The sequence below is a fragment of the Streptomyces sp. NPDC049687 genome (assembly GCF_044465285.1).
Lineage (GTDB): Bacteria > Actinomycetota > Actinomycetes > Streptomycetales > Streptomycetaceae > Streptomyces.
Genome location: NZ_JBITLN010000003.1, coordinates 129,770 through 143,232 on the forward strand (window position 1 = coordinate 129,770; position 13,463 = coordinate 143,232).

Sequence of the window (13,463 nt, forward strand, 5' to 3'; positions counted from 1 at the left end):
CTCCACCCCACGGACGTCTCCGCGAAGGCAGGACGACATGAGTACAGCGACCGTGGTCGGCGCCGGCCCCAACGGCCTCGCCGCCGCCATCGCCCTGGCCCGGGCGGATGTACAGGTCACGGTGCTGGAGGCAGCCGACGAGATCGGCGGAGGCGCGCGCTCGAGCGAGGCGATCCTTCCCGGGCTGCTGCACGACCACTGCTCGGCCGTCCACCCGATGGCCGTCGGATCACCGTTCCTGCGCTCCCTCGACCTGGGCCGCCACGGGCTGAGGTGGGCGTGGCCGGAGATCGACTGCGCACATCCGCTCGACGGCGGCACAGCCGGGGTCCTGCACCGCTCGGTCGCCGAGACCGCCGCCGGCCTCGGCACCGACGGCCGACTCTGGCGGTGGCTGTTCAACGGCCCGTCGGCGGCGTACGACACCTGGAGCGACGACATCCTCGGCCCGCTCCTGCACCTGCCACGGCACCCCGTCCACCTCGCCCGCTTCGGCACGCCGGCGCTCGCCCCCGCGACGCTCCTGGCGAAGCTCTTCTCCACCGAAGAGGCCAGGGCTCTCTTCGGCGGGGCCGCCGCACACGCCTTCCGCCCACTCCACCGGCCGCTCAGCGCCAGCATCGGACTCGGCATCCTCACCGCGGGACACCGGCACGGCTGGGCCGTCGCCGAAGGGGGATCGCGCCGCATCACCGAGGCCATGGCGGCGCTGCTGCTCGGTCTCGGCGGGAAGATCGAGACCGGCGTCCGGGTGGTGTCGGCCCGGGACCTGCCGCCTGCGGACGTGACCGTCTGGGACGTGGCCCCCACCGCCCTGGCGGACATCATGGGCGACCGGCTGCCGCCGCGCGTCGCCCGGGCCTACCGGAGATTCCGCCACGGCCCGGGGGCGTTCAAGGTCGACTTCGCGGTGGAAGGCGGAGTCCCCTGGACCGCCCGAGCGGCGCGTCGCGCCGGCACCGTGCACGTCGGAGGCACCTTCGCCGAGATCGCCGCCACCGAACGTGCCATCCACGCCGGGCACATGCCCGACCGCCCGTTCGTCCTGGTCGGCCAGCAGTACCTCGCCGACCCGCGGCGGTCGGTGGGCAACGTGCACCCGGTATGGACGTACGCCCACGTCCCGAACGGCTACTCCGGCGACGCCACCGAAGCGATCACCGCCCAGATCGAGCGGTTCGCCCCGGGGTTCCGGGACCGCATCGTCGGCACCGCCACGCGCACCACGCCCGGATTCGCCGAGTACAACCCGAACTACGTCGGCGGCGACATCATGACCGGCGCCAAGGACATCCCCCAACTGCTCTTCGGCCCACGCCCCACCCTGCATCCCCACGACGTCGGGGTGCCCGGCCACTACCTGTGCTCCGCGGCCACCCCGCCCGGCCCCGGCGCCCACGGGATGTGCGGCGCCCACGCCGCCACCCGAGCCCTGCGCCACCTCCACGGCCCGTCGCACCCGTAACCCCGAACACGCGACCGGTCGGCGGTAACGACCCTGCAGGCGTTCCGCAGACGCAGGACCGCGCACGGAACGGAACCGGTCCCTGACACGGTTCGGGATCACACCCCGTTCCTGAAGCGCGCCGAGAAACGAGGCCGCCCTCTCCGCCGCCCCCGGCAGCCCCTGCGCCGCAGCCACGGCCACGGCCACGGCCACGGCCACACCATCGCCGGCCAGGGCGGCGCGGGGCGCCCGGCGCAGCCACAACAGCGCGACCGCCTGTGCCCGCAGCACCTCACCCGCAGGGCCACGGCGCGACGCGGCGAGCAACCCCGCCCGGTCCTGTCCATGGAGCGCGCCACGCACGGCCCGCAGCCCGTCCTCGTCCCACTCCTCGGCCACGCCCCGACGGCGGCGCGCCCCACGAGGACGTACGGCGCCGAGGGCCATCCGACTCCCCGCTCCGTGCTTGTGCCGACGCCGCCCGCGCCCGCTGAGTGGGCGGTGCCGTCCTGGTCAGCGATGCCGCTTGCGGCCGCTCTTGCCGACGCGGCGCCCGCGCTTCCGCCCACGGCCGAGGCGCGCGGCCCGGGAGCGCGGCCCGGGAGCGCGGCCCGGGAGCGCGGTGCCCGGGCCGCCAGCCGCCTGAGTTCTTCCAGCCCCGCCCGGTCCGGGTGCGCGGAGTCCAGCGCGGCGGCAACCGCGTCCATGACCTCGGGACCCTGGGCGCGCAGCGCCTCCCCGGCGCCGTACCCACCACCGGCCAGCTCCACGAGCTGGAGCAGACTCTCGGCGAGCACCAGCAGATGCTCCGCATCGGTCATGTCCTCGGGGGACAGCAGTCCCTGGTGCGCCAGCGAGTTCAGGGCGAGCGGGGCCAGCCGGGCATCGCCACGCAGCGCGCGCAGCAGCCGTTCTCCCTCGCCGTCCGGCAACGCCGTCAGAAGTACGTCGAGCATCGCCTGCGCCCGCGTACGGAAGTCCATGGTCCGTACGGCGTCGGTGAGTTGCCGCATTGCGGCATCCCTCTCACCGCGGGCCGACATCCAGCCGGCCAACTCCGCACGGGCCGTGTCCGGGTCGTAGTCCTCGGCCAGTACCCCCAGCAGGCCGGCCGCCGGCGCCTCGGCCAGTTCACCGACCAGCGGTGCGTCCCGGCCGAGCGCCAGCAGGCGCTGACGTACGGCCCGGGTGCCGAGCTCGGTGAGACGGATGAGTTCGACCGGCCCGGCGGTCAGCTCCTCGCGCCGGGCACGGGCGCGCTCCTGTGCCGCCGCGTCGTTCGGCGCTCCCGCGACGTCCATCAGCTCCGCGAGCTCCGGCGGCAGGTCCGGGGGCAGCTCGTCTCCGGCATCGAAGAGGTCAACGTCGACGAACACCGGATCGGCCATACCCGTGTGCCGCTCGATCGCCCCCAGGTCCACCAGCGCGTCGAGCACCGTGCGCAGATCCCGGTCAGCGTGCTCGAACCACATCCTCCCCTGGAGGTCCGCCCCGCCGTCGAACGGGAACCGAGAGCGGTAGGCCAGGTGCACGGAGTCCCGCAGGTGTGGCCAGGGCATCGGGTGCGGCAGGCTGTAGAGCGTGTTCAGCACATCCTCCAGCACCTCCTCGTAGAGATGGAACAGCATCGACTCGACGTGCAACCCGCTGCGCGCCCCGATCAGTGCCTGCCGCATCTCGAAGCACGCGCCGAAGGCACGCAGCCACAGCTGAAGAGGGTCGACGAGCACCGGCCGGGCCTTGGCCACCGCATACAGCCGTCCCTTGGCCACCCGGACCAGCCGCGCCTTCTTCGCCCACTCCACCAGCAGCCCCAACCGCGGCAGATCGGCCGAGGAGCGCACGCCTTCGACCTCGTCGCCGGTGCCCAGTACATCCACCAGCTCGCGCGCGTCGGCGATCCGCAGCCGCCCCGCCGCCGTCACCGCACGGCCGTCGCGCCCCACCCACTCGGCAAGCCCGCGCAACTGCGCCACCACCGCAGACGCCTCCGCCCGTCGGCGCAGTTCGTCATCGGGTGACAACACCACGGGCAGTTGCGGCTCGGCCCGGACCACGCCGGCCAGTGCACGACCGGTCAACCGCCGTTCCATGACCGCGTCGAGGGCCTGCTGGTCGTAGACGACCTCGCCGCGCTGCGCCCGCTCCGCGAACCGTTGCAACGCCGACCCGTCAAGGACGTCCACGCCCTGCTCGGCAGCGATCGTCGCCCAGAACTTCGCCAAACCCCACCGGGCGCGGTCCGCCATCGCCACCGGATACCCCTCCGCCGCCACTTCGACCGCGGCAAGGGAATCCTCCAGCGCGGGACCGCGCGGATCCGCCAACTGCGCGGCGTGCAGAAAACGCAGCAGCGTGCGCAACGTGCCCGGCGCATCGCCGAGCTCCTCCCCGGGAAGTTCGGTGACCTGCTCGGGCAACCAGACCAGCAGCAGCTCCTCCACATGCCTCGGCTCCCACAGCCCCAACCGGCCGTCAACGGTCGCCCGGTGCCGGTACTCAAGCGCCGCCTCGGCCAGAAATCCGTCCACAGGCAGCCCCCGCTCCCCCGCCCAACGAACCAGCCGGTCGACCAACAACCCACGCCCCGCCTCGAACTCCTCCTCGGCCCCGGCCTCGAACCGCATCCGCATGTACCCGCCCACCCAACCTGTACGCAGCACGCTTGCCCCGCCACGCTATCGCCGAACCGCGACCCACGACCCGGCCCAGGAACAACAGCCCACTACCGGGCGAAGGTCACCCTCCGCAGACCCGACAACGGCCAACTCAAACAGCGGAGGCTCAACTTGGGCCCGGAGTCACTGGAGAGGGGCTCGGCGCAGCCACTGCCGACGAACATCCGTCGGCGAGTCTGCAGGATGGACGACGAACCGAACTCGAGCATCAGATCCGCTGGAGGTCTCTCGCACTCCTGCCGGTCCGGTGGGAACGGCCCAGCGCGATCATGGACTTCCAGGACCTGTTCCCCTTGAAAGGGATCTCGAAGATCCGGGAGAAAAGCCATGACCCGAGCACCGAAACCGGCAGGGCCACGATCAGCGTGAACCCGAATGTGGGCAGGCCGGGCGATACGAAATGCGGTGCCACCCGGCGGATCACGGCCATGACGATCGGCAGATGGATCAGGTAGAGGCTGTAGGAGAAGCTGCCCAGACTCCTGATGGGCCGCGCGGTGAGGAGCCGTACGAGGACAGCGGGTCTGCCGGTGGCAACCGCGGCAATCAGCATCGTCATGGCGGGAGCGACGGCGAGATCCACCCAGAAGTAGTGGGTCACCGTCCAGACAGACCCCCGGACGACACCGAGAGCCAGGACAGGCATGGCGGCCAGGACGGCGAACCATCCCCAGGGCAGGCGCCGGACGCTGTCCGACGCGACGACGATTCCCGCGCCCACCATGCCGGCGACGAACACGGGAGCGAGGTGTGGAGCGAGCCAGTTGGCGCCCTCCACAGGAGACGCGTCGGCCGCCATCAGGCCACGAGCGATCACCGGAAGAGTCACGCACGCGACCAGGACCGCCGCGCTCCACCGCCGCCGGACGAACAGGAGAAGGGGAAAGAGCAGATAAAGCTCGGCCTCGACTCCGATCGACCAGAACGCGCCGTTGGGTGTCGGTGCGGTGACCATGTCCTGAGCGAGCAGGCCGAACACCAGAACCGACGAGCCCGTAGGCGGTCCGAAGTGTGAAGCGGGCACCACGAACCAGGAAATGATCAGACTCATGACCAGCGCTGCCCAATACGGGGGCAGGATGCGCCAGGCGCGTCGGCGCAGGAACTGGGCGACGCCGCCCGACCGCCAACCGTGACGCGCCGGGGAGATCGCCAGGGAGAAGCCGGACAGCACCAGGAAGAAGACGACGGCGAGACGCCCGAACATCAGCCCGTCCAGCCATGGAGGCGCCGAACTGTCGGGATACCCCGGGAACGTGTACAACCAGCAGTGGAACAGGACCACATACAGTGCCGCCAAGCCGCGGAGACCATCCAGCCCCAGCACCTGCGGACGGACGTGTGCCCCGCTCGCCTCCTCCTCCTGCCCCGCCGGGGCGGCCAGGTCGAGAGCGCTACTGACCGGACGGCTCGAATCCACTGAAATCGTTCAGCCCTTTTCTGAGCACCGCGTCTGCAGCACGCCGCCAACGCCTCGACGGTCCCTGCACGATGCAACCTACGACAGGCTCATGCCTGCCGACCCGTTTCCCTGGAAGTACGCCGGGCACCGCGGTGCCACCCCACGGTGACTGATACGTGGCGTCCGGCTGAGCAGTTCAACAGGGCGCGAACACGGCTCCGGCCCGGGCGCCCGACGATGAGTCCGCGAGAGCCTTCACGACCGGGACCACCTGCTTGATGAGGGCCTCCTGGGGGTTCAGGGGTTCAGGGGTTCAGCATGTCCTCCTCAGACGCCGCTCGCGTCCTCGAACACCACCCGGAGGTCCGGGCGGGCGGGGTCGTGCTCCGGGATGCCCGGTGGCAGGACCGGGGCGAGGGCCCGGAAGACCTCGCGCATCGCCCGGTCGCCGTACCCCGCGAGGGTCTCGATGGCCTGCAGGAGGAGTCCGCCGCCGGGCAACTCCCGTACCTCATGAAAGGCGCCGGTGGCGGAGAGGCGCTGCGCGCCGCCGAGACGGGCGGCGATTTCGGCCGGGACGCCGGTGATCCAGGAGTAGCCGCGGAGGTGGGTGCGGGATTCACTGAGGTACTTGCGGTGGGTCCGGCGCAGGGCCGCTTCCAGGTCCGGGGTGTCCTGGAAGTTCAGGTGGTCGACGCGTGCGAAGACCGGGTTGGCACCGTCGAGGGCGTTGGCGAGGAAGTCGAGCAGGCGGGCACAGAAGGCCGGGTCGGCGATCCGGTCGCCGACAAGGAGAGCCGCCGACAGGCCGGTGTGGGTACCGCCGCGGCCCTCGTGCCGGCTGGCGACGCGTCCGACGTCGTCGACCCATTCCTCCCGCCCGCCGCTGAACGTCTCGGTGACCACCGCGTAAGAGTCGCTGATCTCCTTCGCGTCACCCGAGAAGAAGAAGTCGATCGCGGTGCGGAACCAGTGGACGACGAGTCCCAGGCCCAGCGCGAGCACCGCGGCACCGGTCGAGGAACCCGCACCGGGCACGGTCGACGCCCCGGCCCTGCCTTCGCCCCCACCACCCGTACACCTCGCTCGGCACCGGCTGGAAGCAGTACGACGTGCTGACCCACCCGGGCGACCTCACCATCGACGGACTTGTCGTGGCGGTGGGCGACCTCGACGGCGACGGCCGCGCCGCCCTCCTCGCCCAGGACAGGTCCAACACCCTGTGGCGCTACGACGGCAACGGCACCGGCGGTTTCACGGCCCGCGCGAAGGTGGCCGACCGCTGGGGCGCGTCGTACGACTCCCTGGTGGGCGTCGGCGACCTCCCCGGCGACGGCAGGGCGGACGTCGTCTCCCGTGACACGTCGGGCAACGTCTGGCGCAGCACCGGGAACGGGAAGAGTTCGTTCGCGGCGCCGGTGAAGATCGCGACGGGCCGGCAGGCGTACGGGGCGATCTTCTGACCGGCGCCGCGGTTCACGTCAGAACTGGAGGGCCCAGGAGCTGAGCGTCCCCGAGTTGAAGAGGTTTCGGTCGGTGACGCGCAGCACCCAGGTGCCGTTCGCGGCCCTGGCGGACGCGTCGACGACATAGGTGACGTTGACGTCGTGGTCGCTGCCGCCGGTGGCGCGGGCCTTCGCGTCGTAGGCGGTGCCGTCCGGCGCGATCAGCCTGATCTCCAGGTCGCCGATGAAGGTGTGCTGGATGGACACCGGGACCTGGAGCTGTGCGGGCGCGTTGCCGGTGACTCCGGTGACGGTGATCGGTGAGTCGAGGGTGGCGAAGTCCTTGATCGCGTAGTCGGTGGTGTTCTCGAAGCGGGGGCCGGCGGGCGGCGCGACGGCGGTGCCCGGGCCGACGCGCAGGAGCCGGTTGGGCGAGCCGGTCCCCGGGCCGGTGACGACGCCGGTGGTGGCGGAGGCGACCAGGGCGCTCTGCACCTCGGCGGGTGTGGCCGTCGGGTGGTCCGCGAGGAAGAGCGCGGCGGCCCCGGCGACGTGCGGGGTCGCCATCGACGTGCCGGAGAGGCTGGTCGCCGCGCTGTCGCTGGTCAGCCAGTCGGAGACGACGGCGGTGCCAGGGGCGAACAGGTCTACGGAGGCGCCGTAGTTGGAGTAGCTCGCCCTGGCGTCGGCGGAGGTGGTGGCACCGACGGTGATGGCCTCGGTGATACGGGCGGGCGAGCGGGTTGAGGCGTCCGCCGATTCGTTGCCTGCGGCGACGGCGTACGTCACGCCGGAGGCGACGGAGTTGCGGATGGCGGTGTCCAGGGCGGTGTCCCCGGGACCGCCGATGCTCATGTTGGCGACGGCCGGCTTGACCGCGTTGGCGGTCACCCAGTCGATCCCGGCGACGATCTGCGCCGTGCTCCCGGTTCCCTGTCTGTTGAGCACCTTTACGGCGACGATTTTCGCCTTCTTCGCGACGCCGTAGACGGTGCCCGCGAGCGTGCCGGCGACGTGGGTGCCATGACCGTGGTCGTCGTCGGCAACGTTGTCCTTGCCGATGGCGTCGTAGCCGTAGGACGCCCGGCCGCCGAAGTCGGCGTGGGTGATCCGCACGCCGGTGTCCAGGACGTACGCGGTGACGCCCTCGCCTTCGGTGTCGTCGCGGGTGTACTTGCCGTCCAGCGGAACGGCCGCCTGATCGACGCGGTCCAGGCCCCAGGACGGCGGGGCGACCTGCGTGGTGGCGAGCCGGAAGGTCCGGTTCTGTACGACGGCCTCGACGGCGGGGTCGGCGGCCAGCCGTTCGGCCTGCGCCTTTGAGGCGTGGACGGCGTAGCCGTTGAGGGCTGCCGTGTACGTGGTCTCGACCTCGGCGCCGTACTCCTCGGCGAGCGCCTTGCCGGCGACGGACGCGGCGCGGGCGGCGCCCTTGCCGAGGATGACGATGTAGCTGCCGGGGACGGCGTCCAGGGCGCCGGCGCCCTGGACGGCAGGGGTGGGCCGGTCGGCGGCGGTGGCGGGTACGGACCAGAGGGAGCCGAGGCCGAGGGCCAGGAGCAGCGCGCCGGCCAGTCTTCGTTTCGCAGCTTTTGCGGTAGGGGTCAGGGGCATGTGGGGGCCCTTCATAGAGGCATGCTCATGTCAATTTCCTGTTCCGGTGAGAAGCCTGACGCAGGACCCCCTGGCGCACAAGAGCGCCGCTCGCTGCGGGTCGGCGGTCCCCTCGGGCCGTCGGTCAGGCGTCGGCGGCCGGGTCGCGGCGCTCCAGGGCCGTCGGCTCGGCGGCGGACGCGCTCAGCGGGGTGCCCGGGCGCTTGGCTGGGTTGGGGAGGCGCCAAAGTCCACGTCTGCCACAAAGCCACAACAGGACGACTCCCGTCCTCCTCCCCCGGCCGGACGGAGTATCAAGCACGCCCGTCACCGGCTGTCCACCGGAGCCACGGCCAACAAGACCACCCCGAGGGCGCAATGCATCAAAATCCCAGGTCAACTCCGTGTGATGGACCGTCGGCGACAGCTCGCGGAATCGCGACCTACGCATGACATACACAGACGACCGAAGTACTTCGTGCACACATTCCAAGATCAGAAAAACAGACGAACCCGAGACCTACGCATCACGAGATCATGAGCATTCGTGTCGCGTAGTGCCTCGTCGTGCCACCCAGTGACGTTCCGCCTGATCAGTGCACGTGCAACATGTTGACCCGTGCCAACCCGAGATGCACCGTCCAAAGGCGTCTGTCCATCGGCTGTCCACCGGCGGGGCCGCCGGCCGACCACCTCTAGCCGCCCCATCACTCCCGACGAAACCCCTGCCACGGACGGAGCCCCGCATGAGGGCGACTGCCCATTTCCTATAAAAAGCGACCGCGCGGCACTTCACAGTTGACGCCGCAGCCTCCATCCACGACGAGACCCCTGATCAAAACGATATCTACCACAGCCGATAGATGGTATCGTTTCACCGACAGGAGCATCTGCGAAGGGACCAGCCAATGGCCAGAACCGTCATCGACCTCGATGAAGACATGGTCACCGAGGCCATGCGTATCTTCGGGACTAAAACGAAGGCCAAAGCCGTCCGCCTCGCCATGGAAGACGCCGTCAAGAGGCACCTGCGGCAGGAGGGCTTCGACGCCATGGACGCCGGCGAGCTCGACTTCAGCGAGATCGTCGAGAACACCGGCCCCCGCAACGCAGACGGCTCCCTCAAGCACAACGGCGACCGCGACGGAGGCCGGGCCGCCTGATGCAGGACCACTACCTGATCGACAAGTCCGCCCTCGCTCGCTGGACGAAGTCGAGCGTCAAGGAGGTGCTCAAGCCTCTGCACGAGCGCTACCTCCTCGCCGTGTGCCAGCCCACCGAGTTCGAGATGATCCACTCCGCACGGGACGGCTCAGAAGCAGCACGGATCAGCACCTGGCTCCACGCCTTCGACTACCTCCGCACCGATGACAACGCCTTCGCCCGCGCTCTCGAGATCCAGCGCCATGCCCTCAACGCAGGCTTCCACCGCGCTCTGTCCCTCCCCGACCTGCTGATCGCCGCCACAGCGGAACTGAACCGGCGAACGGTCCTCCACTACGACGGAGACTTCGACATGATCGCCTCCCTCACCGGCCAACCCACCGAATGGGTCGTCCCGCCCGGCACCGCCGACCGATGAGCATGTCGGCCTTCCCCACCTCCAATGAGTTGTCTGGTGTCCCTCATCGAGCGGTCGCTGGGGGTGTGGCAGCCGGCCTGCGTCAGCGCGCTGGTCGCCCGCCGGAGTGGCCGTGGCCGCGCACGTCGGCCAGGTCGTACCTGCCCGACGAGGCTGCCGAGCCGGAAGCCGCATTCATCCGTTCCGCAGCGACATCAGCCGTGCCAGGTCCGCCGTGGCTTGGCTGCGTACCCTCTGTTCACGGGTGAACAGTTCCTGGGTCTTCGTCAGTACCAGCGTGTACGGGCGCCCCTGCCGCCTGGTCTGGTGGCGCACCGGCAGCTCGGCCGAGTCGATCCTGGTGTGCACATGCCGCTGCCCCTCCTTCGCCAGCGGCCATTCGTGGACCCGCCGCGACCGGGAGCCGAGGAACGCACCGAGAACACTGCACAGCTCGCAGCCGGTCCGCGCAGTCCCGCGCGAGCCCCGCCACGCCCCACTCGGCCGCCGTGCTCGCCTCCGCGGCGCGTCGCAGCAGCGGCATCAGGCACGACGACCGCGGCCCGCCGGTACCACCGGTCCAGCGTGTTGCCGTAGTTGCCCCTGTAGCCCTCGTACTGGGAGTCGTAGGGCGTCAGGTCCGCGCTCGCGGTGCTCGCGCACACCTCGTAGTCCTGAACCCGCAACGAGATCTCCTCGCCACCGGGGCCGTCCGGACCGGTCCACCAGCCCAGGGTGATCTCGTCGTCGACCAGCTCCTGGAGGACGTAGCCCCCGTCCTCGCCCGCATCGCCGTCCTCATTCTCGTCGTACCCGTAGTCGCCCCAGGGATCGGCCCCTTCGGGACAGGCATCCCAGGTCTCCTTCACCTCGGCCAGGGCGAGCACCGACTCGCACCCCGCCTGCCCGGCAGCGGCGCGCAGCAAAGCGGCACGCTCCGCGTCGGCGCCCTTGAGCCGCTCCCAGCTCAAACCCCGCTGGGTGTACTCGTGATCGAGCAGGTACACGAGCCGGGTCGGCGGATCCAACTCGCGGGTGCCGTAGCGCGGCTTGGCGGGCGAGCCGAAGTGCCGGCCCAGACTGTGTGCCAGTTCCGCCAGCGGTCCGGACACCTCCGCCCAAGTCCCCGGCTCGGCGAGCAGGTTGAAGGTGAGCGTCACCCGGTACCCGGATCGGACCGGAGTGACCTGGTGCCGGCAGTCGGCATAGAAGGCGACGAGGGTCAGATCCGTCTCCGAGGCGCGGTAGGCGCACTCCTGCCCGGCGTGCTCGACGACCAACTCTCCCCCAATAATTTTACGGTCCAGGGCGACATGCTTGCCCGTCCCGCCGAGCATCCGCCGCGGCGGCACGGCTCGTTGCCGGTGCGCCTCGGAAGGTCCGCCGGTAGGCCAGTGGTGTGACGCCGATAGCGGCGTGCAGGTGTTCGCGCAGCGAGGCGCCGCCGGCGAAGCCGACCTGGCCGGCGATCTCGTCGACCGGCAGGTCGGTGGATTCCAGCAACTGCCGGGCCCGGTCGACGCGTTGCTGGATGAGCCAGCGTCCGGGGCTCAAGCCGACTTCTTCTTTGAAGCGGCGGCCGAAGGTGCGCTGGCTCATGTTCGACTGCTCGGCAAGGTCGCTCAGAGTCAGCGGCTTGTGCAGGTTCTGCAGCGCCCACTGCCGGGCGGCGGACGTGTCGTTCGCCGTTGCATCGGGAACCGGGTGTTCGATGTACTGCGCCTGGCCTCCGTCGCGCCACGGGGGGACGACGCAGGTGCGGGCCACACGGTTGGCGATCTCGCTGCCGTGGTCCTTGCGGACAAGGTGCAGGCAGACATCGATGCCGGCAGCGGCACCGGCCGAGGTCAGCACGTCGCCTTCGTCGACGAACAGGACGTTCGGGTCGAGTTCCACCTGCGGGTACCACTCCCGGAAGAGGCCCGTGGCGTGCCAGTGCGTGGTGGCCCGGTGCCCGTCGAGCAGCCCCGCCGCGGCCAGCACGAAGGCGCCGGTGCAGGTGGACACGATCCGGGTGCCGGGGGCCACGTACGCGAGGACTTGCGCCAGGTCGACCGGCGTTTGACGGCTGGGGTTGCCGGTGTGGAACGGTGGGATGATGACGGTGTCGGCGGTGCGCAACGCCTCCGGGCCATGATCGACGGTGATGGAGTAGTCCGCGTTGGTGCGCACCGGGCGACCGTCGATGGTGCAGGTCACGACCTCGTAGCGGCCGTCCGCGGCGCCGAAGACGCGGTGGGGAATGCCCAGGTCGAACGGGTACACCCCGTGTGAGGCGAGGACAACGACGCGGTGCACCTTGACCATGGCAGGATCCCGTCGAAAATTGGCGATCGCGCGATTGTAGCTGCCTGTGACGGCGGCAAGGCTGGGCCCATGACGGACACCGAAACCATGCGAGCCATCAGCCAGAACACCTACGGCGCCCCCGACGTGCTGCAGGAGACCCTGCTGCCCAAACCGGCGCCAGGGGTGAGCGAGATCCTGGTCGCCGTCCACGCGGCCGGGGTCAACCCGACCGACTGGGGGAACCGTGCCCAGTCCGCGACCATCGCCCGGATGCCGCTGGTGCTCGGCTGGGACGTCTCCGGCGTCGTCGAGGCCGTCGGCGTGGGCGTCACGCTGTTCAAGCCCGGCGACGAGGTCTTCGGCATGCTGCCCTACCCGGGCGGAGTCGGCTCGCACGCCGAGTACGTGACCGGGCCGGCCCGCGTCTTCACGCACAAGCCCGCCGGCATCGACCACGTCCAGGCCGGTGCGCTGCCGCTGGCCGCGCTGACCGCCTACCAGGCACTGGTCGACACCGCCGGGGTCCGGGCCGGGCAGCGAGTCCTGATCCACGCGGCGGCCGGCGGCGTCGGTCACCTCGCCGTGCAGATCGCCAAGGACCGCGGCGCGTACGTGATCGGCACCGCCAGCGCCGCCAAACACGACTTCCTGCGATCCCTCGGTGCCGACGAGGTCATCGACTACCACAGCGTCGACTTCACCGAGGTGCTCAGCGACATCGACGTGGTCCTCGACCCGATCTCCCGTGACTCCGCCGCCCGCGCCCGATCCGTGGCCGTGCTGCGCCCGGGCGGCACCCTCGTCTCGATCCTTCCGGTACCCGTCGACGCCGGCGAACTGGCGGCGATCGCCGAGCGGGGGATCCGCTACGAGTCGCTGCTGGTCGAGGCCGACCACGCCGGCATGCAGGCCATCGCCGCCCTCGTCGAGACCGGCGCACTGCGCGCCCACATCGAGGCCACCTTCCCGCTCGCCGAGGCCGCGAAGGCGCACACGCTCGGCGAGACCGGCCGCACCACCGGCAAGATCGTGCTGACCGTCCGAGACA

Annotated in this window: 10 protein-coding genes and 1 pseudogene; 5 read left to right on the forward strand and 6 right to left on the reverse strand. The window is 70.7% G+C overall.

What is annotated here, in order from left to right:
• Positions 1-37 precede the first annotated feature (37 nt).
• Positions 38-1,465, forward strand: coding sequence for a phytoene desaturase family protein (locus tag ACIBVL_RS10570; RefSeq protein WP_399095198.1), 1,428 nt, complete (start codon positions 38-40; stop codon positions 1,463-1,465).
• Between the two features lie 98 nt (positions 1,466-1,563).
• On the opposite strand, the gene ACIBVL_RS10575 is transcribed toward ACIBVL_RS10570, so the two are convergent.
• From ACIBVL_RS10575 to ACIBVL_RS10585, 3 genes are all read right to left on the reverse strand, one after another.
• A complete protein-coding gene (locus tag ACIBVL_RS10575) occupies positions 1,564-4,110 on the reverse strand; it encodes a hypothetical protein (RefSeq protein ID WP_399095201.1) in 2,547 nt (848 codons plus the stop codon).
• Between the two features lie 223 nt (positions 4,111-4,333).
• Positions 4,334-5,545, reverse strand: coding sequence for an acyltransferase family protein (locus tag ACIBVL_RS10580; RefSeq protein ID WP_399095204.1), 1,212 nt, complete (start codon positions 5,543-5,545; stop codon positions 4,334-4,336).
• 309 nt (positions 5,546-5,854) lie between these two features.
• Positions 5,855-6,565, reverse strand: coding sequence for a hypothetical protein (locus ACIBVL_RS10585; RefSeq protein WP_399095207.1), 711 nt, complete (start codon positions 6,563-6,565; stop codon positions 5,855-5,857).
• A gap of 74 nt (positions 6,566-6,639) precedes the next feature.
• Between ACIBVL_RS10585 and ACIBVL_RS10590 the strand changes: the two genes are divergently transcribed.
• Positions 6,640-6,990, forward strand: coding sequence for an FG-GAP repeat domain-containing protein (locus ACIBVL_RS10590; RefSeq protein ID WP_399095210.1), 351 nt, complete (start codon positions 6,640-6,642; stop codon positions 6,988-6,990).
• 18 nt (positions 6,991-7,008) lie between these two features.
• Here ACIBVL_RS10590 and ACIBVL_RS10595 read toward each other — a convergent pair whose 3' ends face one another.
• Positions 7,009-8,586 carry a S8 family peptidase gene (locus ACIBVL_RS10595; protein WP_399095213.1) on the reverse strand — a complete coding sequence of 526 codons (1,578 nt, stop codon included), beginning with the start codon at positions 8,584-8,586 and terminating at the stop codon, positions 7,009-7,011.
• Positions 8,587-9,473: 887 nt separating this feature from the next.
• On the opposite strand from ACIBVL_RS10595, the gene ACIBVL_RS10600 reads away from it, so the two are divergent.
• Both ACIBVL_RS10600 and ACIBVL_RS10605 read left to right on the forward strand, forming a co-directional pair.
• On the forward strand, positions 9,474-9,728 hold the full coding sequence (locus tag ACIBVL_RS10600; protein WP_045563117.1) for a type II toxin-antitoxin system VapB family antitoxin: 255 nt from the start codon (positions 9,474-9,476) through the stop codon (positions 9,726-9,728).
• The gene (locus tag ACIBVL_RS10605; RefSeq protein WP_399095217.1) at positions 9,728-10,147 is read left to right on the forward strand and encodes a PIN domain nuclease; all 420 of its coding nucleotides are present in this window, start codon (positions 9,728-9,730) and stop codon (positions 10,145-10,147) included. The genes ACIBVL_RS10600 and ACIBVL_RS10605 overlap by 1 nt, the downstream gene beginning before the upstream one ends.
• 266 nt (positions 10,148-10,413) lie before the next feature.
• On the opposite strand, the gene ACIBVL_RS10610 is transcribed toward ACIBVL_RS10605, so the two are convergent.
• Both ACIBVL_RS10610 and ACIBVL_RS10615 read right to left on the reverse strand, forming a co-directional pair.
• The gene (locus ACIBVL_RS10610; RefSeq protein WP_399095220.1) at positions 10,414-11,478 is read right to left on the reverse strand and encodes a hypothetical protein; all 1,065 of its coding nucleotides are present in this window, start codon (positions 11,476-11,478) and stop codon (positions 10,414-10,416) included.
• Complete coding sequence (locus tag ACIBVL_RS10615; protein ID WP_399095224.1) at positions 11,423-12,433, reverse strand: GlxA family transcriptional regulator; 1,011 nt, start codon at positions 12,431-12,433, stop codon at positions 11,423-11,425. The genes ACIBVL_RS10610 and ACIBVL_RS10615 overlap by 56 nt, the downstream gene beginning before the upstream one ends.
• An 87-nt stretch (positions 12,434-12,520) precedes the next feature.
• Here ACIBVL_RS10615 and ACIBVL_RS10620 point away from each other — a divergent pair.
• Positions 12,521-13,456: pseudogene (locus ACIBVL_RS10620) on the forward strand (NADP-dependent oxidoreductase); the annotation flags it as partial.
• Between the last annotated feature and the right edge of the window lie 7 nt (positions 13,457-13,463).

What these genes read in the sequence shown, in the direction of transcription:
- ACIBVL_RS10570 (WP_399095198.1), top strand. Translation starts at nt 38, where the DNA reads ATGAGTACAGCGACCGTGGTCGGCGCCGGCCCCAACGGCCTCGCCGCC.
- ACIBVL_RS10595 (WP_399095213.1), bottom strand. Translation starts at nt 8,586, where the DNA reads ATGCCCCTGACCCCTACCGCAAAAGCTGCGAAACGAAGACTGGCCGGC.
- ACIBVL_RS10600 (WP_045563117.1), top strand. Translation starts at nt 9,474, where the DNA reads ATGGCCAGAACCGTCATCGACCTCGATGAAGACATGGTCACCGAGGCC.
- ACIBVL_RS10605 (WP_399095217.1), top strand. Translation starts at nt 9,728, where the DNA reads ATGCAGGACCACTACCTGATCGACAAGTCCGCCCTCGCTCGCTGGACG.
- ACIBVL_RS10615 (WP_399095224.1), bottom strand. Translation starts at nt 12,433, where the DNA reads ATGGTCAAGGTGCACCGCGTCGTTGTCCTCGCCTCACACGGGGTGTAC.